Source organism: Legionella sp. (assembly GCF_965140895.1).
In the GTDB taxonomy this organism is placed as follows: Bacteria; Pseudomonadota; Gammaproteobacteria; order Legionellales; family Legionellaceae; genus Legionella.
On the sequence record NZ_CBCSKT010000029.1, the window covers coordinates 57,676 to 83,895 of the forward strand.

Below are 26,220 nucleotides of genomic sequence, written 5' to 3' on the forward strand. Positions count from 1 at the left end.
AAGGATAAACAGACTAAGCTGTTAAGGTTTTCTTATTATAAACGATGCCATTTTTATTTAAACTAAAGGAACCCATAACGCCAGTGCCTGCCTCAAGAGCTAATAACTGGGTTGCAATCGCCTTACTGGAAAACTCTGTATTCGTTTTCATCGCGATCACCGCACTGCTATTTAATAAATGGAAAATATCATAAGCATACCCTGCTTCGGTAACTGGTTGGCTATAATATTCCTGTTTGAATTGGGCTACAAATTCAGGTTTCATTGTACTTGCTAAAGGCACTCCACGTTGGTGGTTTGGGCTTTGTGCCTGAAAATTATTTTTGCCATCAGCAACCGCCTCACACCCTAAACAAAAATGAATGACGTTATTTTTTGCTGCTAAGGGAGCAACTACCGTGCCAGATGCAGCGCCTTCCGTTAAAAGCACATTAATATGGCGCGCATCAATGAATTTTTGTAAGGTATCTGCTACATGCTCATTCTTGGGTTGTGCATCCAATGTATGAAACGCATAATTAATTTCAGCAGATTTTATTTGATCGCGAGCAATTTCCATCGCAGCCAACATGTTTCTACCGATATAAGCTGATTTCGTAGAAAATGGCGCATAAATACCAATATTAATAGTTTGCTTCATCGTTTTTGCTGAAGCGCTCCCCCCAGCGGTCAGGAGGCCGAAGTAAAACATAACGCCAATAAAAACACTCAAAATAGCGCTAGATCTTGATAGTAATTTGGTCATATTTATTTGATTTAGTTAGATATTGGTAAAATCATTTTGCAATGAATAAAATCGAAATACAATGGTTACGATGAAACCCTCAGTAAATCTTATAATACTTAGCCTTATCAAGGTTCGCGTTTTAATCCTCGCTTTTTTTATGAGATAATCCAACTTTAATTGTGACCCCAAAGGACATTATGAACATAGTTAAATCACTCCCCTCTCTGCTTAGCCTTTTTATCATTTCTCAAGCACAGGCGAACGTTCAAACCTATTTTGAGCAGGTGAAAAATGATCCCAACGCCCTATACGCCTTCTTCAAAAAGATGCCTAAAGGAGGAGAATTACATTATCATTTGGCCGGAGGTGCATACCCAGAAGCGATGCTTGAAGTAGCCGCCAAAGGTGACTATTGTCTGGATACGAAAACATTCGCTGTCAATGGCAATACCGAACTCTGTAAAGACAAAATGAGCATGCGTGAACTGACAAATACACCAGCACTCTATACTAAAACGATTAGAGCGTGGTCATTACAAGACTTTGTTCCTGGCGATGAATCAGGACATGATCACTTTTTTAATAGCTTCTTTAAATTTTTACCTATCGTCATGAATCACAGTCCTGAACTCATCGTTGATGTGGTTAAAAGGGCCGCCAATCAGCACGAACAATACTTGGAATTGATGGTTTTACCTGATAATGCAAACTCACTTAGTTTTGGTGTACTACTTAAAGGGGCCACTTCGTTTGCGGAAATGCGAGAACTTTTATTAGCGAATCAAGACTTTCAAAAAAATATTGAAAATACCATTACAGAGACCGAAAAGACGCTAAAGCTAGCGCGACAGGAACTAAGTTGCGATACCAATCCCGAGTCTGAACACTGTAAGCTTACCCTTAAATTTTTATATTACTCCTTAAGAGAACAACCTTTAGATGCCGTTTTTGCACAAACACTGAATGCCTTTGAAGCAGTTACCCGTTCGCAAAATAAAGGTGGAAGTTTAGTAGGGGTAAACCTCGTACAGCCAGAGGATGGTATTATTTCGTTGCGTGATTATCGACAACAAATGGAAATCTTTCAGTACCTGCATCAACTCTATCCTCAAGTTAATATTTCCCTGCATGCAGGTGAAATTACTTCAGAAATAGCTACCCCAGCTGACTTAAATTACCATATACACGATGCGCTTTTAATCGGTCAAGCACAAAGAATTGGACATGGTGTGGATATCGCTCATGAAGATGAGGTAGAGAAAACCTTAGACTATATGGCCAAACAGCATAAAGCGGTGGAAATTAATTTGATTAGTAATAAACGAATCTTAAATGTTTCCGGTAAAGAGCATCCCTTAAACTATTATTTAAAACATCATGTTCCCGTGGTTTTATCTACAGATGATGAAGGGATTTTGCGTACAGACTTAACCAGTCAATATGTAGAGGCCGTGATTGGACATGGTTTAGATTATCAAACCATAAAACAGATAAACCGTAATGCCTTAACCTACTCCTTCGCCCCGGGGAAAAGCATTTGGGCTGATGCAGTGAAGCCGCAATTGGTGTCAGAATGTCAAGATTTAAATAGCACTAGCTGCAAGGAATTTATTAAGAATAATGAAAAAGGGCAGCTGCAGTGGAATCTGGAACAGAAGTTAAAGGTCTTTGAGAGTCGGTATTAAGAAGTTTTAAATTAATGTTGTAGGTTGGACCATGGGCTCAACCTACAACATATAACTCGGATTAGACTAAATCATAATACGCGGTTATATCCCTGTCCTTAAACAGTGAAGGGATCCTGAAGAATAATTGTTGAATCGCGCTCAGGACCAGTTGATAACATATGGATAGGAACATTTAACAGGGATTCAATGCGCTTCAAATAAGCAATTGCATTCGCTGGTAAATCAGCCATATTAGTCACATCTGCAGTAGACTCTTTCCAACCTGGCATCTCTTCATAAATAGGCTCTAAACCTTCAAAATCAGCCGCTGCTTGAGGTGGGCGTGAAATTAAATTGCCATTGCTGTCTTTATACGCTACCGCAATACGCAATACGTCCAAGTTGTCTAAAACGTCTAACTTAGTGATACACAAACCAGTAATACTATTCAACTCAATAGAACGCTTTAATAAAACCGCATCAAACCAACCACAACGTCGAGGTCTGCCAGTCACCGCGCCAAACTCTTGACCACGTTCAGCAATTCGCTTGCCCACATCGTCAAAAAGCTCCGTTGGGAAAGGGCCACCACCAACACGAGTCGTGTAGGCCTTGGTAATACCTAAAACATAATCAATGAACTTAGGGCCAAAACCAGCACCATTGACTACCGAACCCACACACGTGTTTGAAGACGTAACAAAAGGATAGGTACCATGGTCAATATCTAAATAAACCCCTTGGGCTCCTTCAAATAGGATGTTATCACCCTTTTCACGGTGTTCATGTAGCGCCGTAGGAACATCACAAACCATAGAGCGCAGCTCATCCGCCCACATTACCGCAGCATCCAAAATAGGTTGCAGCTCAACCGCAGGTTGTTTGAAATATTGAGTCAGTACAAAATTATAATAATCTAATACATCATGTAATTTTTGCGTAAAACGCTCAGGATGGAATAAATCGCCCACTTTCAATGCGCGTCGAGCGACTTTATCTTCATAAGCTGGGCCAATTCCACGACCAGTAGTACCAATAGCGGATTTCCCCATATGAGCTTCACGCGCCTTATCCAAAGCAACATGGAATGGGAGAATTAATGGGCAAGCCAAACTAATTCGCAAACGAGAACGAACATCAAGTCCAGTCGCCTCAAGCTCTTTAATTTCACCCAGTAAAGCTTCTGGCGACAAAACCACACCATTCGCGATATAACAGGTAACATGCGGTCTAAGCATACCTGATGGGATTAAACGCAAAACCGTTTTTACCCCTTTAATTTTTAAAGTATGCCCTGCATTATGTCCGCCTTGATAGCGAACAACAACCTGCGCGTCTTGCGTTAATAAATCGACGATTTTGCCTTTGCCTTCATCGCCCCACTGCGTACCTAAAACAACAACGTTCTTACCCATGATCCACTCTTAATCTGAAAACACTGCCAGGAATTGAACCTGATTTCAGCAAAATCGGACATTATAGTTACTTTTTAGCAGTGATACCATCATTTTTTGGTATTGGTTGCCTAAAATAATTAAAAAATGCGCTGCTTTGATCCAAAACCAGGATATCTCTTTTACTGTTAAAACTACCTTCATACGCTAATAAGCTACGATATAAAGTAAAAAAGTCCTTATTCTTACTGTATGCTTCCGCATAAATTGATGCTGCCTTTGCCTGTCCTATAGCTCGTACTTTTTGTGCTTGGCTTTCTGTTTGTGCAATTAATACCATCACATTCGCATCGGCCTTCGCTTGAATTTCTTCTGCAGCAGCCTGTCCATCAGCACGATGTCTATTTGCAATTTTTTGCATATCAGCACGCATACGCTGATAAATTGCATTACTGGTATTTGCAGGCAATTCAATGCCTTTAATACGCACATCAACTACATTAATACCCAACTCACCGGCTTGCTTTTCCGCAGCGATACGTAGTAAATCCATCACATCATCACGGCCACCAGAGACTACTTCAGAAATAGTACGCTTACCAAATTGGGCACGTAGTAATGTATTTAACTGCTGCTCCAATAATGTTTCCGCTTTAAATTCATTACCGCCTGTAGATTTAAAATAGCGGGCCAAATCAGTAATATGCCATTTCACATAGTAATCCACCATCACGTCTTTCTTTTCTTTGGTAACAATACGTGTTGATTTAATATCCATCGTTTGAATACGTGTATCAAAAATACGCACGTTTTCAATGAAGGGCACTTTAAAATGCAAACCAGGGACAAATACCTTAACCTTATTCGTATCACCTTCATTCACTAAACGACCCAAGCGTAAAATAATACCTTGCTGTCCTTCAGTTATAGTAAATACGCAGGCAAAAAACAGCAAAAGCGCAACGAATAATAAAATACCAAGGGCTCTAGTAGAATTCTTCATTATTGCTGTCCCCCTTGATTGTAAACTGGTCTGGTAAGCATACGCCCATCAATCAAATTGCCTGACTCAGCCGTAGTTCCACTCTCTACATTCGCACTGCGTTTGCTAACAACCGGAGAATGCTCTGGTTGACTTTTAGCCAACTTATCTAAGGGTAAATACAACAAATTACCTGCTTTACTATCAACAATAATCTTGCTGCTCTTAGTTAAGACCATTTGCATTGTCTCCAGGTACATACGTTGCGCGGTAATATCCGGTGCAAGTGTGTATTGTGGCAGTAATGCTAAAAACTCAGCGACCTCACCTTGTGCCAGCAAAACAACCTGCTTAGAAAAAGCTTCCGCCTCTTGCTTGATACGGCTGGCATTACCTTCGGCAATCGGCACGACCTTCGCGGCATAGGCAAGAGCCTGCTCTTTAAAGCGTTTTTCATCTTCTTGCGCTTTAATGGCATCATCAAAAGCATCTTGTACACTCTCAGGAGCACGAGCTGGTTGAGGTGACACATTGACAATCACTATACCCGTCTTATAGATATCCAGGGTTTTGGCTAAGGTTTCTTGTACTTGATTACCCCAAACTTCTCGCCCCTCGGTGATAATTTGGTCTAAAGTAGTTGTGCCAACAACCTGTCTTAATGCGCTGGAGGTAGCCTGCTGTAAGCTTTCTTCAGGATTCGCCACATTAAACAAATATTGTTGTAAATCGCCAATACGATATTGTACCGCCAAAGATACAGAAACTAAGTTTTCGTCGCTAGTCAGCATTTGGGCTGAATAGGAATAGTCTAAAAGTCTATCGACATTCATTACGACTTTAGACGAAATTAGTCTTGGTATCCAATGAGGTCCTGGTCCTACAGTTTCTACGTATTTGCCAAAACGAAGAATAACCGCCTGCTCAGCAGGATCAACAATAAATATCCCCGCCAATGCCCACAAAATAAATGCAGACACCGCAACCATAATGGCTGCTAAGCTAGTATTCGAACTGGATGTCTTAGGTGGCTCAGCTCCTGCTGCTAGCTTACCAGTGCCCCCAAAAAACATCTTTTTCAACTTGTCCTGAAGACGTTTCAGAGCTTCATCCAAATCTGGAGGTTGATTTTTACCTTTCCAGGGATCTTTGCCTTTATCTGGCTCGTTCCACCCCATGCACTACTCTCCTGACCAATTTTAAGAAAGCTAGGATTTTAGGAGGTATATGAAGTTTAAGCAAGTCCTGAGCATCGTGAGAGATCTCCTTAATTCAGGCTCAGTGCTTGTATTGGAGGTCCCTCACTGCGTCCAAGATGACGTTTTGTTTTATTTAAAGCGTAACACTAACTGGAGCGCAGGCATTGGATGGTATCTCTTCATGCAGGCTTTTTGGCTCTGATTTAATCATATCTTTAATAATAAGACGCGTTCTACTGGCAGGATGCTCCTTTGAATATTTAAGCACCGTCGCCCAATCGCCTAGTCCCTCAGCAATCATCCAATTCATCGTGCTCCAAGGATTAGTAATTCGCTGGCTGTTATAAGCTAATTTATAACGCTCTACGAATACAGCATATAATTTAAGTGGGTCTTCCTTCCCTGTATAAGTTGAACCTGCCTTAGAAGGCAGCTCTACATTGCCCAAATCATTTTCGGCCTTATCCCCATATTTTCGCGTAACCCAGCTTTCCACCATGGAACCTGCAGCACTAGGACGGCCAAAAAGTTGACGCAATGCATTGCCCCAAGAATGATCTACGTAGATAATTGAATGCAACGGAGTACCAATCAAATGGCATCGACTCACAAAGGGATCAACCAATTCATTGTGTTTTTCAAGATACGAATCAATCGATTGTAGCAGCTCCATTCGTTTGCTTGCCAATAATTGTCGCATTTCATCTCGGCGAGGAGGTTCTGCACCATGACAAAGTAACATGGCAACGCCATCAATTAGTGATGCTTTTTGTGGTTCCTGAGCTAAACGTTGGCACAATGCTTCAACCGGATTATGGCCATGCTCATAAGATTCAGCGCGATCACTATTTTCAACCTCAAGATCCAGCTCACCCTCAGGGGAGGCCAACAAGGCAGCAAGTGCTTTAATCTTCCCTAGCCGTGCCGCAAACAAAAGTGGTGTTTCCATCAAGGGACCTACAGGGTTATTTAATTGTGCCCCTGCCTGCACTAATGCCCTTACCCCAAAACCAAAATTAGACAGAATTGCCTGATGTAGAGGCTGATATTCGATAGGGTCCTCTGATAATTGATTGCTTTCATAAACATTAGGATTCCGTGCTAAAACTGCTTTTAATAATTGCTTATGTTGCGTGTCTAATACCAAGGATAATAAAGTGTGTCCCTCTTTATTTCGCCGATTTACATCAAAAAATCCTTGTTCTAAAAGGTAGATCGCTAACCGAGGCTGACCTAAAGAAATTGCGTAATGTACTGGTTCTCCCACGTTTTTATCCTGCGCTCTTGCTAAAACAAAAGAAATAGAGGAAGTCAAATTAGATGATGCATTACCCCTCTCCGCATCATTATCAGGTTCTTGATGTTGTTGAATTAAATAATTTACTACCGTCAACTGCGTAGAGTCAGGCATCCAAAAGGATTGTTCTAGATAATGTTCATTCTCCTCTAGTTTTTGGGTAATAAACTCCTGAAATCGCTCGTTCCCTGCTTCAATGGCTTTGTTTAGCGCTATGACAAATCCCATGATATGACATCCTTTTCTGGTTGCTATCGGACTAATACTACACAGGGGCTAATCGAATATCAATGCAGTGATACGTCATCCCAAACACGGCGAGGGAGCTTCTGAATGAGACATAAATGCCCTGATTAAGAGTAATGCCACATTCAGGAGAGTCTTCGTCATAGACGTCTCAGAATGACGTGTCTACAAAGAACATCCTACGACTTTAGAAACATAAGATCCCAAACCCCATGCCCCAAACGCTCGCCGCGCAACTCAAACTTAGTCAAAGGCCGTGATTCAGGCTTAGGAGCGTAACCTCCTTCGGCTTGTGAATTATGTAAGCCAGGAACGGCAGACAAAACTTCGAGTATATGTTCTGCATATTCCTGCCAATCGGTAGCACAATGAATAAATCCACCTGTTTTAATTTTTTTAGTCAATAATCGAATAAACTCAGGTTGAATCAAACGACGTTTATGATGGCGTTTCTTATGCCAAGGATCAGGGAAAAAGATTTGTATTCCCGCGAGAGAATTATCAGCAATCTGAGTTTGAAAGGCTTCTACCGCATCATGAGCCACAATACGCACATTGGTTACCTGATGATCATGCAAGTCAGCAGCTAGGCTCCCTACACCTGCTTGATGCACTTCAATGCCAATGTAATTCAGCTCTGGACTATTTTGTGCCATCTGTAGCAAAGAGGTCCCCATACCAAAACCAATTTCCACAATCGTATCCGCTTCTCGTCCAAATTCTTCGGCTAAATTCCACGGAGAATCCGCCATAGATAAGGCATAATCCTTAATCCAAAGATCTAATCCTTGCTGCTGGCGATTACTTACACGCCCTGCTCGCAATACATAACTTTTTATTTTACGATGCATACTGATAACTCAATTTATAAAAAAAACGATTATATGTTTCTAGAAAAATCTTGCAACTGTTGCGTTTTTTTGATATAAAACCGCTCTTGTATTTCACATCCGGCTATTTGCCCAGAATATTACAAAGACAACCATAAAATTTCTAAATTTGGAGTAACACAATGTCTAGAGTATGTCAGGTAACTGGCAAGCGACCCATGACTGGTAACAAAGTGTCGCACGCTAACAACAAAACTAAAAGACGCTTTCTTCCCAACATTCAAAATCATAGTTTCTGGGTTGAAGAAGAGAACCGATTTATCACTTTACGCGTTAGTACCAAAGGTATGCGTATAATTGATAAGTTAGGCATCAAGAAGGTTCTGGATCAAATCAGAGCCAATGGCGAAAAAGTATAACTAAGGGGATAAACCATGGCAGCTGTCACCATCAAAGTGAAAATGGAATCCACAGCAGGAACTGGATACTATAAAACTACAACTAAGAACCCACGTAACCATCCTGAAAAGATGGAATTGATGATGTACGATCCAAAAGTTCGTAAGCACGTTCTTTTTAAAGAAAAGAAAGTAAAATAATTATTGAGCCCCGCATAGGGGCTTTTTATTTTATATTCCCAGATTACCGCTATGTTTTCTTAGCTAGGATTTGCTACGCTAAAAACCAGCCCCCCTCCTATCACATACCACTAGATTTTACTCAACTTCAGGAAGTTAGGTTAATTTAACCATCGCAAATACTGGATAATCCTCACGAATCGTTTAAACTGATAGTTAATGGCAGTAGAAAGAAACAAAGAGGATTTGCATGAAACCGTCACTGCAGCTTAGTATAGGCCAACATTTGGCACTTACCCCACAGCTACAGCAAGCAATTAGGCTCTTGCAATTGTCCACTATTGATCTACAACAAGAAATTCAACTCATTGTTGAATCCAATCCTATGTTAGAAGCGACGCCCAACGAGGGTAAAGAAGATTTACCTCATGAAGCTCAATCCAGAGACAACGATGAACCCACGGATTTTCAATGGTCTGAGCTTTACCAAATTTCCAATAAGCGCCATCAATTTGACGATAGCGATTATAATTTTGATAATTTGCACTGCACCACCACGAATTTGCAAGACCATTTACGTTGGCAATTAGCGCTGTCACCAATGAGTGAAATAGACAGAGCCATAGCGACAACATTAATTGATGCGATTAATAATGACGGATTTCTAAGTACCTCTATTGGCGATTTGCATACTAGCCTAAACAGTGAAGAACTTCCCATTGACCAAGAGGAAATAGAAGCGGTACGCCATCGCTTACAATTGTTTGACCCTGTAGGCTGCGCTTCATTGAATCTAGCGGAAACCTTACTCATACAACTAGAACAGTTATCTCCAGAAACAAAACATTTGGAACTTACTAAAAAAATTATTCTCGAAGACTTAGATTTGCTTGGCCAACATAATTACAAGCAATTAATGAAAAATCATAAAGTTAGCGAAAAAGCCATTAATGACGTGTTACGTATCATTCAAGGCTTAAATCCCAAACCAGGGCATTTGATTCACCATGACATTACTGAATATATTATTCCCGACTTAACGGTTAAAAAGATAAATAATGAGTGGAAAGTCGTTTTAAATCAAAACATTTTACCGAACTTAAGCATTAACAATCAATATGCATCATTGATTCAACGTGCGAACAATAGTGCCGACAATCTATTCTTAAAAAGTAATCTTCAAGAAGCCCGATGGTTTTTAAAAAGTATTCAAAGCCGCCAGGAAACGTTACTTAAGGTAGGGCGATGCATTATGGAGTATCAACAAGGTTTTCTCGAACTCGGTGAAGAAGCGATGAAACCATTGATTCTTAATGATATTGCATCTGCCTTGGAAATGCATGAGTCAACCATTTCTCGCGTTACTACGCAAAAATTTATTCATACTCCTCGAGGCGTTTTTGAGCTAAAATACTTTTTCTCCAGCCATGTGAATACCGATGCTGGCGCTGAATGTTCCTCTACTGCTATTCGAGCATTAATTAGAAAATTAATTGCGGCAGAAAATGGAAAAAAGCCATTAAGCGATAGCAAAATTATGCTCTTACTAGCAGACCAAGGTATTCAGGTAGCAAGAAGAACCGTAGCAAAATATCGTGAAGCGATGGGGATAGCTCCATCGAATGAAAGAAAAAAATTCGTATCTAAAAAATAACCGAAGGAGGTTCGTTATGCAAATTCACATTACTGGGCATCGCATGGAGGTAACTCCCGCTATCAGAACCTATGCTGAAGAAAAATTTACTAAACTTGAGCACCATTTTGATCATATCACTAAAATTAATGTAATTTTTGATATTGAAAAATTAAGACAAATTGCAGAAGCGACTATTTTTGTTGCGGGCGGAGAATTACATGCTAGTTCAGAATCAGAGAACTTGTATGCAGCAATAGATGCTTTAATTGATAAACTCGATCGTCAGTTGCTGAAGCATAAAGAAAAAATTCGTAGTCATTAATCACTACAATTCGCCTCCTCTTCAACCGAGGAGGCGCTTTCTTAGCTGAAATGCAAATACAATAAAAATCTGTGAAAAATATCTATTCAAAACCCCACTTAACTTTTTTTGTACAAGAATCCCTGTACCCTAAGCATTCTTCGTGATACATTAGCTAAAACGCAGTCGCTCTACCCCAGAGTCTGTTCACGTTGCGTTTTTGGGACTTAAATACGCTTATGATAAAAACAACGATTACAATCATCAATAAACTTGGCCTGCATGCTCGTGCATCAGCAAAATTTGTTTCAACTGCTGCGCGATACCAGAGCCAGATCAATGTCACGAAAGATTCCCAAACGGTTAATGGAAAAAGTATCATGGGTGTCATGATGCTTGCGGCAAATAAAGGAAGTTCAATTACCCTGGAAATTGAAGGTCCAGATGAAGAGCAACTGAACGAGGCATTAGTCCAATTGATTAATAATTTCTTTGGTGAGGGCGAATAGCTTCTTCACGATTTTAGTCAATTAATATTTGAGCACTATCCCTCACTTCCGGCATTAAAAACAAAGCGAAACACCCCAGAATTTCGTGCAACAACTCCTGGTTGTATCGTCACTATGCTCTTGGCAATGATGGAATTTAAGCAATAGATTAAGCTCAAATAAGACGGTGTATGCACAGAGGAACATAAAGAGCCGAAGCACAGGAACAACCAAACAGGAAGAGATGCTTAAACTCAGCAAAGACATCAGGAACCATCCTCTGCCCCACTCCGGGTGGTATAGACTAGCAGAGCATAACCTGGTTGCTTACAACCAGGTTATGCTTTTATATCTTAGTGTTGTTTTTCAATATACTTCCTTTGCTTTCTCACCTTATGCACAGCCCATAAAGTAACTATTAAGCCGGAAAAAGCATAAAGCCCAAAAGTAATGAAGAGAACCCAGGATGGGTTCGCCGCAATCGCGACAAACAAAACAATCATTACCAAGACATATAAAAAGGGAACCTTTCCTTTAAAATCTACTTCTTTAAAGCTGTAATAGCGGAAATTAGACACCATCAATGCCGATGCAACTAAAGACATAATCGCGGTTACAACTGCGACAAACATATTATGCCAGCCATTTTGATAACATAACCAAGCAAACGATGCCATGACAGCTGCCGAAGGGGGGCAAGGTAATCCCTGGAAATAACACTTATCTGCGATTTCCAACTGAGTATTAAAACGCGCCAATCGTAAAGCAACCGCTGCCGTATAAACAAAGGCAACCAACCACCCTACTTTCCCTAAATGGCTCAGCGACAAATTGTACATTAATAAAGACGGTGCAACCCCAAAGGTTACCATATCCGATAAGCTGTCGTATTGGGCGCCAAACTCCGACTGAGTATTGGTTAAACGGGCAATACGTCCATCCAGACCATCAGCAATCATACCAATAAATATAGCAATAACAGCAGCCTCATACTGCCCTTTCATCGAAGCCACCAATGAATAAAATGCTGCAAATAAACTAGCCGTAGTAAATAAATTTGGTAGCAAATAAATACCTGAACGATTTTCTTTTTCCATTCTTGCGATCAACCTTCAATAAACGCTTTGTTAACAACCTCACATGATAGGGATAAAATTCGCTTTTGAAAACACAAATATATTGCAGTAAAGCGAATAAATTTCAGTACAGAAATCAGTGTTTGATGCTATACTTAGCACAGTGTACTTTAATTGAATAGAATTATGGCAGATTCACAAAAGAAAACAATCATTATTGAAGGAATAACCGCTCAAGGGAAGACTTTTCGTCCCAGCGACTGGGCGGAGCGCATGAGTGGCTCACTCGCAAGCTTTAAAAACAAACGCATCCATTACTCACCATTATTACGTCCGAGTGTTAATAGCGATGGATATCAGTGTGTTCTTCTCGATCCCAAACTGAAAGAATCGAGTCCTTTACTTTACCAATCCATTATGGATTTTGCCACAGCAAATAATCTACGGATTTGTGGAGCGGAAAATTAATTTACACCGAGGCGGCTAACCACGTCCTAAATCTAGTAACCCTGGCTTTGCTTAATAGCCAGAGTCCAGCTCGCAATAGAACCCATCATATTATTCATTATCGACACGGTATTATCAAAATTCATCGATAATATTCCCGCTAAAATAAATATTAATCCTTTCGGCCCATCTTGAGCCCCCGGCTCACTGGATTGTGCCACGAGAACACAGCCACGCACGAACCATAACACCCCAGCTGTACGAATCAATAAGCCCATGGAACTATAAATATTAGTGGGGTCATAATTGGTGTAGGTTAAAATATTTCCCACACCAAAGGCGGTATTCGCAGCGAGATTAAGTGCTGAAGGCAAGTACAATAAAAGTGCGCCAAAAAGCAAGTACATCATCGGCACAAACATCCTCTCCTGAGATTGAGATTGGGCTCGATGATCTCCTATTTTCATCAGCTTCATAATCGCTGTAATGAAAAATAATACACCCAATAAATACGCTCCCGCTGTAATTAACCGTTGCAGAGGGTATAAAGATTTGCTTAGATTGCCTAAAATGGCGATTAAGTCGATGGTAGTCATAAGTTAATTATATGCCTCGAACCCTTGCAATGCATAATTTTTTCCTTATATTAAGCACTTTATATTAAACGTTGATACATTTATGCAAATAAATACCTTTCCAGTCACCTTAGTACAATCCGTTATGATTACCCCTAAGGTAAAGCATTTTATTTTTAAATGCGAACTCAGCCCTTGCTTTAATTATATACCAGGACAATTTATTACCATTCATTTTGAACATGAGGGAAAAATAATAAAGCGTAGTTATAGCATTGCAAATGAACCGAAAAAAGACAATGCAATTGAATTTGCGGCTGGTTATTTTGAAAACGGACCAGGAACACAATTTTTATATAATTTAAAGCCAGGGGATATTATCAACATAAACGGCCCCTTTGGTCGTTTAGTGATGAAAGATGAATCGCCAGGACGCTACATTCTGGTGGCAACCAGCACAGGGATTACCCCTTATAGAGCGATGCTGGCAGAGCTTGGTAAGCGTATGGAGCAAAATCCGGACTTACAGGTAATTATTCTCCAAGGAGTGCAACGACGTAATGAAATCCTCTATCCTGAGGAATTCCATAACTTTAACCAAAAATACCCAAAAGCAACATTTATGCCCTATTTAAGCCGCCAACCTGTTGAAGAACTACAAGAACATGAGCATCACGGCTACGTACAACATGCCTTTCCTAAACTGAACTTAAATCCGCAACAGGATGTGGTTTATTTATGTGGAAATCCAGGTATGATCGACGAGTCATTTAATTATTTAAAAGAGCAAGGCTTTGCCATGCAACAAATTATTCGTGAAAAATATATTTCTAGATAACGACCAGGAGCAAATAGATTATGAGCTATGAAGAATTATCAGCCACTATGGAAGACATATTACAACCAGGTAAAGGTATTTTAGCCGCAGATGAAAGCAATGGAACCATTGGCAAACGTTTTGCCTCCATTAATATTGAAAACACTGAGCAAAATCGTAGAGATTACCGCTTAATGCTCGCAACTACTCCTGATTTAGGAAAATACATTAATGGGGTAATCTTATTTGAAGAAACCTTTGAACAAACTGATGATCATGGTACGCCCATTGCAAAATTATTTGCTGACCAAGGTATTGTTCCAGGAATCAAAGTAGATAAAGGTCTTGTTGATTTAGCCAATACCGAAAATGAGAAAGTTACTCAAGGTTTAGATGGATTAGCAGAACGTTTACTGCACTTCAAAAAATTAGGTGCACGCTTTGCAAAATGGCGTAACGTCTATTCTATTTCAGATACTACTCCAAGCTTATCGGCAATAAAAACTGGCGCAGAAAACCTGGCTCGCTATGCGGCTACCTGCCAATCAGTAGGAATTGTGCCCATTGTAGAACCTGAAATATTAATGGATGGTGATCACAGCATTGAACATTGTGCTGAAGTTTCTGAAATTGTGTTACACGAAGTATTCCATGCATTATTCATTCACCAAGTTGAATTAGAACACATTATTTTAAAACCAAGCATGGTTACTTGTGGAAAAGCAAATGCTAAATTCAGCGAGCCTGATGAAGTTGCAGATTATACTATTGGCGTATTCCGCAATAATGTTCCTGCAGCAGTACCAACCATCAATTTCTTATCTGGTGGCCAAACGCCACAACAAGCTACAGCAAACTTAAACGCAATTAATAACATTATCCACCAACCATGGTTACTCAGCTTCTCTTACGGAAGAGCATTACAAGAAGATTGCTTAGCTGCTTGGGGCGGGAAAAAAGAAAATATCAATAAAGCTCAGGATGCACTGTTAAAACGCGCTCGTTTAAACAGCTTGGCGTGCCTTGGAGATTATCAAAACGATATGGAATTACACCAATCGTAAACTGTGTGAAGCCTCACGGGTGGGTAGGCTAGGCTTAACAGCCTACCCTTTACCAACCTCTATTGTGACTTCCCTCTTAAGTCAATCTCCCATAAATCAACCACCTTATCATCACAAACTGATCATAAAGATTAATCGTTAAATCACCGTGAGGGGCCACCATTTCAATCAAGCCCCCATTGCTTGGCAAAGCCCCAGTAGCTAAGATTTTTGGTTAAGTTGCTGCTGTTGTGTACCCTCGATCAACTCAAAACGCGCATAAAGCGGTAAATGATCCGAGAGCATTCGCCAAGGTTTCCCCTGCAAACAAGCAACCTCTTGTACTTGCATACCCCGGAAATAAACACGGTCAACACAAAGTGCGGGGCGAATCGCGGGAAAAGAGCGAGCATGTTGACCTTCTAAGGAAATAAAGGCCTCCTCCACATTTAAGTCCTCAGCCAGAGGCTGAGACAGTACGTTACGCCAATCATTAAAATCTCCGGCCATGAGCAACGGTTCATGAGCAGGAACTACTTCTTTAATCCTCTGCATTAAGGCCGTTGATTGCTCCATACGTTCTCGTTTAAAAAGGCCTAAATGCACGCATAATAAATGAACCACTACGCCGTTGATGTCTAGTTGGACATGCAAAACACCTCGAGAAGCACGTCTCATGTTTGCTAAATTAATATTCTCAACGTTCTTAAATGCATATTTACTTAAAATTGCATTTCCATGATGCCCGGATTGATATACTGCATTTTTAGCATAAGCATAATGAGGCCAGATATTTTCAGCGATGTATTCACACTGCGTGGAATCAGGCCACGCATCAATTCGTTTTTTACGTTTTCGATGTTCACCCTGGACTTCTTGTAAAAAAACAAAATCAGGATTCAAACTGCTAATTGCATCACGCATTTTTGGAAGCAAGAAACGAATGGCTCCAACTCCAAAGCCTTTATGGATGTTATATGTTATCAAGGACACACTATGTGCTTCGTGTGGCATCACTTCACTCTTCCCTAACGCGAAACGTTCTTAGTTAAGCATATCATTAAATTGGAGAAAAAAAATACTAACAACATCATTACTTGTACAAATAATCACTTATTTTTTAGCTTAAAGCAACATATTAACCCATCATTCGCTTTTAGTTTATACTTGAATAATAACGTGTTACTGGCGCAATAAATATAAAATGCAAGAAATTACACTCACCATCCCAGGATTCTCAATTGCAGGGAAAACATGGGGGAATCCCAAAAATCCCCCTATTCTAGCCTTACATGGCTGGCTGGATAATGCCAACAGCTTTGCCCCACTGGCTTCGTACTTGCAAAACGACTTTTACTTGATTGCCGTTGATTTTCCAGGGCATGGGCTTTCCTCCCATCTCCCACCAGGATGTAATTATCATTTTTTTGATGGTATTTTTATTATTATCGAAATAATTAAGGCCCTAAAACTAGACAAAGTACATTTGCTAGGTCATTCAATGGGCGCGTGCATGGGCAGCTTAGTAGCGGGTGTCGCCCCAGAGCGATTGCGTTCCCTTTATCTAATCGAAGCCTTAGGACCTTTTTCATCTCCTGCAAAAACAGCATGCAGCCAATTAACGGAATACGCCAAATTTATTAGCCACACACATCGCTCCCCCAAAGGCTATGAGCAATTTGAAAGTGCTGCCTACACTCGTTCGCAGAAAGGTTATGTCTCGATAGAGATTGCCCGACTTCTTTGTGAGCGTGGTTTAGTGGAAAAAGAAGGTCGCTTTTATTGGCGCCATGATCGGCGCTTAATTGCCCCAACTCCACTACGTATGACTGAAGAGCAAGTACTCTCCTGTTTGCAAAACATCAGCACTAAAACTCATTTATTGCTAAGCGATGAAGGTTTTGCCTTTGATGCAAAAATAATGGAAAACCGTATTAAGGCGGTGAAAAACATGGTGGTGGGACAATTAAACGGAGGACATCATATTCATATGGAAAAGCCGGAGCTGGTTGGGCGGATGTTGGTTGAATTTTATAAGTAAATGTTTTATGCGCTCTGATGGGGGTGCCATTTAAGAAATGGCCCGGTTGCAAGCAACCAAGCCATTTAAAAAAATTAATGGTTAGAAGTACAACGAGAGTAATTAATTGCAACTGTTTTTAGTGCAACTTTAACATCATCAACAGAATAACCTAAATCAGATGCTGCATTAATCACCCCACAAGCACCCTCATCAAAAGTTGAATAAGGTATCCAGTAATCCATATTGGCTTTAACCATTACGTCAAAGGCTAAACGAGCATTCCAACCTTGCGTAGTAGACAGCAGATAGAACAAACGGTTGTACACCCCACTAGAATAGTGCACATCTAAACCACCATAATATTCATCAGCAGAGTCAATAGAAGAACCATCACGGCTTGGTACATCCATATAGCGCAGTGCATCATAACCACTGTCTTCTTTCATGATCTCGCCACCAATGCTCCAAGTATTTTTTCCTACAGAATAATACTCAGCTGCTTGTGCTGCCATATCAGAGAATGCTTCATTCATACCACCAGACTGACCATAGTATTCAAGGTTAGAATGCTGTTCAGTGAAACCATGGCTGATTTCATGACCGCCAACCCCAAGTGATACTAATGGATACATCATGGTATCGCCATCACCAAAAGTCATTTGACGACCATCCCAGTATGCATTTTCATAACCTTGGCCATAATGTACGCGCATTACTAATTGCATTGGTGAACCATCAGACTTAGTTAATGCTTCAACACCATACCAATCATGATACATGTGCTTGATTACATAGCCCGCATAAAGAGCATCATTTGTTGGTGATGCAGCACCATTATCACGATCATAACCATCTGCTTTATAACCAGTCATGTAAATGCCTGAATCATTTGCTGGACAATCAAACTTCATTGCTTTGGTTTTTGAACTGTACTTATGGAGCATATCGATAACTTTAACCTCGGTATTTTCCATGAAGCAGGCCGCAGCGCTGTCATCACGAGTTAATTCTAAGTAAGGGAATGCACCGCCATCATATTTATATTCACCAGCTTTGTGGTTTCCACCAAAACCAAAGCCTTTAGCCACTGATTTGGCAGTCTTCACATCATCCCATTGTACAAATGGCTTGTGTGTTTTCGCATCAATAATTGCTGTTGGACGTGCAGGAATTTTATCTTTATAAGTTACAAAAACACTCACTTTATATGCCCAATGCGCTTGATGTTGGTCATCAATATAAACCATTGGCGCAACGTGCTCATCACTTAATTCATTACCTGCGTATTGAGCTTTAAACTGCTCTAAAGCGACAGGAGCATTTTTAACAAAAGAAGCTTCTGGTTTGCCTAACTCTGATTGTAAACCTTGGTAAACAACACCATTCATCGCTACATTAGCTTGGGGTTGTCCTAGTGATTTTGCTGGATAAGCACTATGAAGAATTGCATAACCACCATGTACAGGAAATCCTGCATATTGTTGTTGCATACGCACGTGGGTCATTTTGTTGCGATCAGTATGTTCTCTTACAAAACTGAGGCTATCGGTAGCAACTAAAGCCCCTTGAGTAGCCAGCGAAAACTTTTGTTTTAATTGAGTAATTGATGCCTGATTTAAAGGCATTGGCTCTGCAGCGCGCACTGGTGAAGCGATTCCTAAAGCCAAAGCTACGGCTAATGGCGACAAATAGTAATTATGATGCATAAATTAACTCCTTGAATTGCAACTCTACTACATATAAAAGTAACTCTCCTTCAAAACCAATAATCGTCCTGAAAACCCAAGCCATGGAATAACTTGTCAGCTTCGAGGGCGAGTCACACCGAAAAAGTTATAAATCCTAAAAACATCCCCCGACTTATGGCGAACAAATATGTTTTTTTAGGCATAAAACCGCTACAGCTCAACAAACTCATCCAAGCTAGCATAATTTTATTGTTTTTGAAAATACTAAATACCATTTGCGTTTGATTAAGGAAACCTACATCCCTACTCCTTTATGATTTGTGCGGGAAAAATTAAACTAACGTGCGGAGAACATGCCGATATCCTCTTGGATATAGACAATTACCTAAAGATAAGGCAAAATTTGCCAAAAATTATTCTATAATTACGGAATGATGAAAAAAATTCTGGTTTTGCATGGCCCTAATCTAAATCTTCTGGGAACAAGAGAACCCCATATCTACGGTACTCTCTCGTTAGCTCAGATCAATTCTCGTTTAACTCAAGAAGCAACTCGCGCAGGGGTGGCGCTATCTTGCTATCAAAGCAATTCTGAAGGAGAGTTAATCAATGTGATTCAACAAACAGTTGCTGACAAGATTGATTACATCATATTCAATCCCGCAGGTTATACCCATACAAGTGTAGCCTTGCGAGATACACTAAGTGCAGTTGCCATACCGTTTATTGAAGTACACCTTAGCAACATTTATTCCCGCGAAGCTTTTCGTCATCACTCCTACTTCTCTGATATTGCCAAAGGCACCATCAGTGGTTTGGGTGCACAAGGGTATTCGCTTGCATTAACCTCAATTATCGAAGAATTAGAGAGAACCAAATGATGGATATTCGTAAAATAAAAAAGTTAATTGAATTATTAGAAGAAACCGGTATTTCTGAAATTGAAATCAAAGAAGGTGAAGAATCTTTAAGATTAAGCCGTTACAGCAATGCTCCTGTTGAAGCACCTGCTGTTCATTATGTTTCTGCTCCAGCCCCTCATGTTGAAGCGGCCCCTGTTGCAAGCGCTCCTGCCGCCACTCATGAAAGCAAACCTGCAGCTGCGATTAGTTCAGGACATAAAGTACGTTCCCCTATGGTAGGAACCCTGTACTCTTCACCATCACCTGAAAGCCCTCCTTTTGTTACTGTTGGCCAGTCAGTAAAAGTTGGTGATGTACTATGTATTGTTGAAGCAATGAAGATGTTCAACGAAATTGAAGCCGACCGCGCAGGTAAGCTTGTTGAGATATTGGTAGCAAATGGCGAACCGGTTGAATATGACCAAGTCTTGTTTGTTATTGAATAAGAGGTGCACTAATGCTCAGTAAAATTGTTATCGCCAACCGCGGCGAAATTGCGCTTCGTATTTTGCGCGCCTGTAAAGAGCTTGGCATTCAAACAGTAGCCGTGCATTCCGACGTAGATAAAGATCTACTGCACGTGCGACTTGCGGATGAAACCGTATGTATCGGCCCTGCTCCAGCACAAAAAAGTTATCTTAATATTCCAGCGATTATCTCTGCTGCAGAAATCACCGATGCCGTAGCCATCCATCCTGGTTATGGATTTTTATCGGAAAATGCCGATTTTGCAGATATCGTCGAACAAAGTGGGTTCAAATTTATTGGCCCTCGTGGCGATACGATTCGTATGATGGGCGATAAAGTATCTGCGATCCACACAATGAAAGCAGCAGGTGTACCCTGTGTTCCAGGCTCTGATGGTCCTTTAGGCGATGATGAACAACATAATCTGGAAGTTGGCCGTAAAATTGGTTACCCAGTGATTATTAAAGCTGCCGGTGGTGGTGGTGGACGAGGAATGCGTGTTGTTCATAGCGAATCTAATTTGCTAACCGCCATTGCCTTAACACGCAGTGAGGCGAAAGCAGCATTCAACAATGCCACCGTTTACATGGAAAAATTTCTGGAAAACCCTCGCCACGTTGAGTTTCAAGTACTTGGTGATGGTAAAGGAAAAGCGATTCATTTAGGTGAGCGCGACTGTTCCATGCAACGTCGCCACCAAAAAGTAGTCGAAGAAGCTCCAGCTCCTGGCATCAGCCCTGAATTACGCAAAGAAGTTGGTGCTGCTGTAATTAAGGCCTGTGAAGAATTGCAATATCGTGGTGCGGGAACCTTTGAGTTTTTATATCAGGATGGTTGTTTTTACTTCATTGAAATGAATACACGTATTCAGGTCGAACATCCAGTCACCGAAATGATTACTGGCATTGATTTAATTAAAGAACAAATCAAAATTGCTAGCGACATCCCAATGACATTAACCCAGGATGACATTACCCTTCGCGGCCATGCAATTGAATGCCGAATCAACGCTGAGGACGCTAAAACCTTTATGCCATCTCCAGGGATGATCAAATTACTGCATCAACCAGGTGGGCCAGGTATTCGTTTTGACTCGCATATTTACAGTAGCTATACCGTGCCACCTAATTATGATTCCATGATAGGCAAACTCATAAGCTACGGTGCAACACGAGCGGAAGCTATTGCTCGCATGCGCAATGCCTTGGATGAAATTATTATTGATGGCATCAAAACGAATATTGAATTGCATCAACGTATTCTCCACGACCAATCATTTGTTGCTGGTGGTACGAATATTCATTATCTGGAAAAAATGTTGAAAGGTTAATATTGTGTGGTTTCAATTAAAAATAGAACATTGCCCTGTTGAGCAAATAGAGCAATTAAGTGAAGAACTGGAAGAGTTTGGTGCGCTGTCAGTCATGCTCACCGACAAAAATGATAATCCGGTTCTTGAGCCTGAACCAGGAACAACTCCTTTATGGCCTGAGGTAATCATGCAGGCCTTATTTCCTGAAGCCATTCAGGCGCAGTATACGCGTGATCAATTAACGCAAATGCATCCTGAGTTAGCCCTAACTCTAGAAATCCTCGAGGATAGAGATTGGGAACGCGCGTGGATGGATGATTTTAAACCACAGCGTTTTGGCCAACGATTATGGATTTGCCCAACGTGGTCCGCGCCACCAGAACCTGAAGCGGTGAATTTAATGCTGGATCCGGGATTAGCCTTTGGTACAGGAACTCATCCTACGACCTCTTTATGTTTAACTTGGTTAGAACAAGCAGCCTTACTGCAAAAATCGATTATTGATTATGGCTGTGGCTCAGGCATTTTGTCTTTAGCTTCGTTAAAATTAGGGGCGGGGGAGGTTTATGCGGTAGATATTGATCAACAAGCCTTGCAAGCAACGCAGAATAATGCACTGACTAATGGCCTTGATACGAATAAACTCCTCATTAGCTTTCCTGATGAACTGAGTAATCCGGTAGATTTAATTATTGCCAACATCCTGTTAGCACCATTAATGATGCTCAAAGATCGTTTCCAACAATTACTGCAACCCGAAGGGCTGCTGGTAGTTTCTGGAATACTACAAGAGCAAGCACCTCTACTTATCGAAGCCTACACGCAGCTATTTATGTTGGTAAGCCAAGAAAATCTTAATGGCTGGTCATTGTTAGTTTTTGTGCGCAAGTAATATACCTTCGAAATGACGGGAGCGATGCATAATTCACGCATAGCTCCCATATTACACTGTACGTTTCTAAATATTATTTAAGACTCTTCAGCTATGAAACCTCTGAAACGGCAAGAACCAGCATCACTTTTTCTTCAGGCTATCCCGCATAAGAAAAATTCTCACAAAATTAAGCCTTCTTAAGAAAACCATCATTTTTCAAATCAAATCAAACCCAGATAACCCCGAAGAAATTGATCTAACCAAGTATATTAATACATTAGCGTCCTCTTTCCGTTACATTTATCATCCATTTAGTACTTATTGCAGACAAGTAATGCCTGAAATTTTTTAAGTGCTTATTCATTTCCAGAACATCCCCATTTATGTAAAAAATCACCCAGCAGCTTGATAATCCTCAATAAACACTCCAAAATAAAGAATTCATGTTATTTGTCTCAGGAGTTAAGGAATGACCCACGACCGAGAGTTTAGTGATTTAATGCATGCTGTAGCAGAAAAAAGCCTACAGATTATTAATGACATCCAGCAGAAGCCGCTTGATGTGCCATCCTTAATTGATCAATACATTGACTTAACCGAACACTTTCAAAATGTGATGTCGGTTATGCTAAAAAACCCAGAGAAAATATGGGAAATGCAATTAACCTATTGGAAAGATGCCATGGATCTGGCACAAACCCAATTCGCTCATTGGCTTGAAGGGAAATCAATGCCAATCACAGACTCTCGCTTCAGTGGAGAAGATTGGCTGCATAACCCATTTTTTAACTTGTTAAGCCAGCACTACCTTTTAGCAACGCAGCATATGAATGATTTATTTGAAAAAATGGAGTACTCAGATAAAAATACAGCTAAACGCATCAAATTTTTTACGAAACAATATTTAGATGCACTTTCTCCAGCAAACTTTGTACATACGAACCCACAATTAATGGATGAAACACTAAAAAGTCACGGAAAAAATTTACTGCATGGATTACATAATCTACTTTCTGACGTCGAGGTTGGCTCCTCACGCCTAATGATTAAAATGACCGATGTCGATGCATTCAAAATTGGTACAAATCTGGCGGTTACTCCGGGAAAAGTAATCTTTAGAAATGAAATGATGGAGCTTATCCAGTATTCGCCTACAACCGCTAAGGTTAAATCAATACCTCTATTAATTATCCCCCCCTGGATTAACAAATACTATATCATGGACTTAAGTCCCCATAATTCATTTATTCGCTGGGCTGTAGAACAAGGCATTACTGTATTTATTATTTCCTGGGTGAATCCTGATGCGAGTTTTGCGCATAAAAGCTTATATGACTATTTAAAAGAAGGTCCTCAGGAGGCGATTAAGGTTATCAAGGAGCAAATACAGGTACCTCAAGTCAATACCTTAGGATTCTGTATTGGCGGAACTCTTTTATCACTGCTTCTCGCTTATAATAAAGCCCATCAAGATGATTCAATTCACAGTGCAACCTTTTTGGCAGCCATGATTGATTTCAGCGACCCCGGTGATATTTCTGTGTTTATTGATGAACAGCAAATTGCCAAGCTGGAAAATAAAATGAAGTCTAAAGGCTATTTGGCCGGAAAATTTATGGCCTCCAGCTTTAACTCCTTAAGAGCTAATGACTTAGTGTGGTCATTCTTTATTAAAAATTACTTACGCGGGCAAAACCCGGTTCCCTTTGATATTTTATACTGGAACTCCGATTCTACGAACATGCCTGCCACCATGCATTCTCAATATTTAAGATGGATGTATTTGCATAATAATCTGTCGCAACCCAACAAAATTCATCTGAATCATACGCCCATCGATGTGAGCACCATTGATGTACCTACATTTTTCCTATCGACAGAAAAAGATCATATTGCTCCCTGGCAAACAACCTATACTGGCTATCAGCTGATGAGTGGTCCAAAACGCTTTGTTTTAGGAGGATCAGGACATATCGCAGGAATTATTAATCCACCTACAGCCACCAAATATGGCTATAAGGTAAATCATCATGCACCACCCACCCCTGAAGAGTGGCTAGCGCACGCAAGCGAGCATGGGGGGTCCTGGTGGCCTGAATGGATGGACTGGTTAAAAGCGCATTCAGGAAAACTAATTCCTGCTCCTGTCTTTGACAATTTGAAACATCTACCAATCATGGATGCTCCAGGAAGTTATGTATTAAAGAAATAATGACTAACATAGCCTGGTTGCAAGCAATCAGGCTACAATAATTATAAGGAGGAAGTTTCTTCTAACTGTTTTTCTAAAGTAACGTAATCAATTTTTCCTGAAGCCAATACAGGTATCTTTGCCGCAGGATAAATTTGAAAGGGGATCAACAGTTCAGAATAGCTCAGCTCTTGAACCTTCTTAATGAAGCTGGCCTTGTTTGCATCAGTTGCTTCACTAAATAACAGGATCTGCTCACCTTTTTTAGCACATTTTCTAGAAACAGCAGCATGTAATAACTCAGGCCAAATAGATGCAGCAATTCCCTCAACCGCAGGTAAAGAAACCATTTCACCCGCAAGTTTTGCAAAACGTTTTGCGCGTCCGGCAATCGTAATAAAATCTTCTTCATCCATGGTGACAATATCCCCAGTATCATGCCAACCATCTTGAGGGCCATTAACCATTCCTTGCTTTTCCGCAGACAAATAACCTTGCATGATATTCGGGCCACGTAAAAACAAACGCCCTCCTTCGAGAATTCCATCCACAGGTTCAATACGACGCTCCATGAACGGTAACATCATACCTACACTCCCTGGAACATAAGCCAAAGGACAATTCATTGAAATCACTGGCGATGCTTCCGTAGCACCATAACCTTCATAAACTTTTACGCCAAAATTATCGCTCCAGTAACGCATGGTTTCTGGTTTTACCTTTTCTGCACCGGCAAAAATATAACGAATACTACTAAAATCATGCCGTTCTGCAGCACGAGCATAACCGGTTAAAAAGGTATCTGTACCAAACATAATGGTTGCACCAGACTGGTACACTAAACCTGGAATAATTTTGTAATGCAAAGGAGAAGGATAAAAGAAACAATTTAACCCAGTCACTAAAGGAAGAACCCCCCCTGCAGTTAAACCAAAACAATGGAAAATGGGCAATGCATTAAAAAATATGTCACGCGAAGAAAAATCGACACGTGAAGTCAATTGCCAACAATTCGCGAGCATATTGGAATGACTTAAAACGACGCCTTTGGGAACTCCCTCAGATCCAGACGTAAACAAAATCACCCCAGTCTGCTCTGAAGTCACCGGCTCGCCAATCAATTGATAAGCCCATACCGGAAACATTCCTTTGACTAAACCAGAAAGTTTATGGCCCAAATTAATTTTGGATTTAAAATCTTCTAGGAAATGTATTTTTAACCCAGCATTGTGGAGCTCCTCAATTAAAGTCTCTAATTTAGCAGTAGCCACAAATTGTCTTGAGGTATATATATTTTTTATTCCCGCAGAATGGCAGGCAGAAAATAAATTATAAAAACCCATACTGAAATTCAACATCGCAGGAAGGCGGCGATATGCATGCAATGCGAAAAAGGTAACCATCCCAGCAATGGTAGTCGGCATCATAACCCCTACGTACTCACCAGCCTGAGTTTGCT

The 26,220-nt window shown here is 40.5% G+C and carries 26 protein-coding genes; 15 read left to right on the forward strand and 11 right to left on the reverse strand.

Annotation, left to right across the window (positions count from 1 at the left end; genetic code table 11):
- Positions 1-13: 13 nt before the first annotated feature.
- On the reverse strand, positions 14-640 hold the full coding sequence (locus tag ACQY7T_RS03555; protein WP_428411337.1) for a branched-chain amino acid ABC transporter substrate-binding protein: 627 nt from the start codon (positions 638-640) through the stop codon (positions 14-16).
- 284 nt (positions 641-924) lie between these two features.
- Between ACQY7T_RS03555 and ACQY7T_RS03560 the strand changes: the two genes are divergently transcribed.
- Entirely contained in the window at positions 925-2,412 is a 1,488-nt protein-coding gene (locus ACQY7T_RS03560) for an adenosine deaminase family protein (RefSeq protein ID WP_428411338.1), read from the forward strand.
- Positions 2,413-2,510: 98 nt separating this feature from the next.
- Here the strand turns inward: ACQY7T_RS03560 and ACQY7T_RS03565 are convergent, their stop codons facing one another.
- From ACQY7T_RS03565 to trmB, 5 genes are all read right to left on the reverse strand, one after another.
- The gene (locus ACQY7T_RS03565; RefSeq protein WP_428411339.1) at positions 2,511-3,809 is read right to left on the reverse strand and encodes an adenylosuccinate synthase; all 1,299 of its coding nucleotides are present in this window, start codon (positions 3,807-3,809) and stop codon (positions 2,511-2,513) included.
- Positions 3,810-3,876: 67 nt separating this feature from the next.
- Entirely contained in the window at positions 3,877-4,791 is a 915-nt protein-coding gene (gene hflC, locus ACQY7T_RS03570; RefSeq protein WP_428411340.1) for a protease modulator HflC, read from the reverse strand.
- Positions 4,791-5,948 carry an FtsH protease activity modulator HflK gene (gene hflK / locus ACQY7T_RS03575; RefSeq protein ID WP_428411341.1) on the reverse strand — a complete coding sequence of 386 codons (1,158 nt, stop codon included), beginning with the start codon at positions 5,946-5,948 and terminating at the stop codon, positions 4,791-4,793. Before hflK ends, hflC begins: the two co-directional genes overlap by 1 nt.
- Positions 5,949-6,102: 154 nt before the next feature.
- Positions 6,103-7,494 carry a Dot/Icm T4SS effector AnkC/LegA12 gene (gene ankC, locus ACQY7T_RS03580; protein WP_428411342.1) on the reverse strand — a complete coding sequence of 464 codons (1,392 nt, stop codon included), beginning with the start codon at positions 7,492-7,494 and terminating at the stop codon, positions 6,103-6,105.
- Positions 7,495-7,691: 197 nt separating this feature from the next.
- Positions 7,692-8,363, reverse strand: coding sequence for a tRNA (guanosine(46)-N7)-methyltransferase TrmB (gene trmB, locus ACQY7T_RS03585; RefSeq protein ID WP_428411343.1), 672 nt, complete (start codon positions 8,361-8,363; stop codon positions 7,692-7,694).
- A 161-nt stretch (positions 8,364-8,524) separates the two neighbouring features.
- On the opposite strand from trmB, the gene rpmB reads away from it, so the two are divergent.
- The 5 genes from rpmB to ACQY7T_RS03610 all read left to right on the forward strand — a co-directional run bounded on the left by rpmB (position 8,525) and on the right by ACQY7T_RS03610 (position 11,366).
- Entirely contained in the window at positions 8,525-8,761 is a 237-nt protein-coding gene (gene rpmB / locus ACQY7T_RS03590) for a 50S ribosomal protein L28 (protein WP_428411344.1), read from the forward strand.
- A 15-nt stretch (positions 8,762-8,776) separates the two neighbouring features.
- Positions 8,777-8,941, forward strand: coding sequence for a 50S ribosomal protein L33 (rpmG, locus tag ACQY7T_RS03595; protein WP_003635328.1), 165 nt, complete (start codon positions 8,777-8,779; stop codon positions 8,939-8,941).
- 229 nt (positions 8,942-9,170) lie between these two features.
- A complete protein-coding gene (locus ACQY7T_RS03600; protein WP_428411345.1) occupies positions 9,171-10,574 on the forward strand; it encodes an RNA polymerase factor sigma-54 in 1,404 nt (467 codons plus the stop codon).
- Between the two features lie 16 nt (positions 10,575-10,590).
- On the forward strand, positions 10,591-10,878 hold the full coding sequence (hpf, locus tag ACQY7T_RS03605) for a ribosome hibernation-promoting factor, HPF/YfiA family (RefSeq protein WP_347571295.1): 288 nt from the start codon (positions 10,591-10,593) through the stop codon (positions 10,876-10,878).
- Between the two features lie 218 nt (positions 10,879-11,096).
- A complete protein-coding gene (locus ACQY7T_RS03610; RefSeq protein WP_428411346.1) occupies positions 11,097-11,366 on the forward strand; it encodes an HPr family phosphocarrier protein in 270 nt (89 codons plus the stop codon).
- Between the two features lie 332 nt (positions 11,367-11,698).
- On the opposite strand, the gene pssA is transcribed toward ACQY7T_RS03610, so the two are convergent.
- On the reverse strand, positions 11,699-12,442 hold the full coding sequence (gene pssA / locus ACQY7T_RS03615; RefSeq protein ID WP_428411347.1) for a CDP-diacylglycerol--serine O-phosphatidyltransferase: 744 nt from the start codon (positions 12,440-12,442) through the stop codon (positions 11,699-11,701).
- Positions 12,443-12,607: 165 nt separating this feature from the next.
- Between pssA and ACQY7T_RS03620 the strand changes: the two genes are divergently transcribed.
- A complete protein-coding gene (locus ACQY7T_RS03620) occupies positions 12,608-12,889 on the forward strand; it encodes a DUF3579 domain-containing protein (protein WP_428411348.1) in 282 nt (93 codons plus the stop codon).
- Positions 12,890-12,921: 32 nt separating this feature from the next.
- On the opposite strand, the gene ACQY7T_RS03625 is transcribed toward ACQY7T_RS03620, so the two are convergent.
- A complete protein-coding gene (locus ACQY7T_RS03625) occupies positions 12,922-13,464 on the reverse strand; it encodes a type IV secretion protein IcmC (RefSeq protein WP_428411349.1) in 543 nt (180 codons plus the stop codon).
- A gap of 82 nt (positions 13,465-13,546) precedes the next feature.
- Here ACQY7T_RS03625 and ACQY7T_RS03630 point away from each other — a divergent pair, with 82 nt between their 5' ends.
- A complete protein-coding gene (locus tag ACQY7T_RS03630; protein ID WP_428411350.1) occupies positions 13,547-14,281 on the forward strand; it encodes a ferredoxin--NADP reductase in 735 nt (244 codons plus the stop codon).
- A gap of 20 nt (positions 14,282-14,301) precedes the next feature.
- The gene (locus ACQY7T_RS03635) at positions 14,302-15,324 is read left to right on the forward strand and encodes a class I fructose-bisphosphate aldolase (protein WP_428411351.1); all 1,023 of its coding nucleotides are present in this window, start codon (positions 14,302-14,304) and stop codon (positions 15,322-15,324) included.
- 201 nt (positions 15,325-15,525) lie between these two features.
- On the opposite strand, the gene ACQY7T_RS03640 is transcribed toward ACQY7T_RS03635, so the two are convergent.
- The gene (locus ACQY7T_RS03640) at positions 15,526-16,317 is read right to left on the reverse strand and encodes an endonuclease/exonuclease/phosphatase family protein (protein WP_428411360.1); all 792 of its coding nucleotides are present in this window, start codon (positions 16,315-16,317) and stop codon (positions 15,526-15,528) included.
- 190 nt (positions 16,318-16,507) lie between these two features.
- On the opposite strand from ACQY7T_RS03640, the gene ACQY7T_RS03645 reads away from it, so the two are divergent.
- Entirely contained in the window at positions 16,508-17,344 is an 837-nt protein-coding gene (locus tag ACQY7T_RS03645; protein ID WP_428411352.1) for an alpha/beta fold hydrolase, read from the forward strand.
- A 74-nt stretch (positions 17,345-17,418) separates the two neighbouring features.
- Here ACQY7T_RS03645 and proA read toward each other — a convergent pair whose 3' ends face one another.
- Positions 17,419-19,032, reverse strand: a complete 1,614-nt coding sequence (gene proA / locus ACQY7T_RS03650) for a zinc metalloprotease ProA (protein ID WP_428411353.1) — start codon at positions 19,030-19,032, stop codon at positions 17,419-17,421.
- Positions 19,033-19,448: 416 nt separating this feature from the next.
- Here proA and aroQ point away from each other — a divergent pair, with 416 nt between their 5' ends.
- The 5 genes from aroQ (at position 19,449) to ACQY7T_RS03675 (ending at position 24,782) form a co-directional block, all read left to right on the forward strand.
- Positions 19,449-19,895 carry a type II 3-dehydroquinate dehydratase gene (gene aroQ / locus ACQY7T_RS03655; RefSeq protein WP_428411361.1) on the forward strand — a complete coding sequence of 149 codons (447 nt, stop codon included), beginning with the start codon at positions 19,449-19,451 and terminating at the stop codon, positions 19,893-19,895.
- Positions 19,895-20,362 carry an acetyl-CoA carboxylase biotin carboxyl carrier protein gene (gene accB, locus ACQY7T_RS03660; protein WP_428411362.1) on the forward strand — a complete coding sequence of 156 codons (468 nt, stop codon included), beginning with the start codon at positions 19,895-19,897 and terminating at the stop codon, positions 20,360-20,362. The genes aroQ and accB overlap by 1 nt, the downstream gene beginning before the upstream one ends.
- A gap of 11 nt (positions 20,363-20,373) precedes the next feature.
- The gene (gene accC, locus ACQY7T_RS03665; protein ID WP_428411354.1) at positions 20,374-21,714 is read left to right on the forward strand and encodes an acetyl-CoA carboxylase biotin carboxylase subunit; all 1,341 of its coding nucleotides are present in this window, start codon (positions 20,374-20,376) and stop codon (positions 21,712-21,714) included.
- 4 nt (positions 21,715-21,718) lie between these two features.
- Complete coding sequence (gene prmA, locus ACQY7T_RS03670; RefSeq protein ID WP_428411355.1) at positions 21,719-22,588, forward strand: 50S ribosomal protein L11 methyltransferase; 870 nt, start codon at positions 21,719-21,721, stop codon at positions 22,586-22,588.
- 451 nt (positions 22,589-23,039) lie between these two features.
- Positions 23,040-24,782 carry a PHA/PHB synthase family protein gene (locus ACQY7T_RS03675; protein ID WP_428411356.1) on the forward strand — a complete coding sequence of 581 codons (1,743 nt, stop codon included), beginning with the start codon at positions 23,040-23,042 and terminating at the stop codon, positions 24,780-24,782.
- Positions 24,783-24,823: 41 nt separating this feature from the next.
- Here the strand turns inward: ACQY7T_RS03675 and ACQY7T_RS03680 are convergent.
- Positions 24,824-26,220, reverse strand: a 1,397-nt coding sequence (locus ACQY7T_RS03680; protein WP_428411357.1) for an AMP-binding protein, incomplete at its 5' end; no start/stop codon positions are given.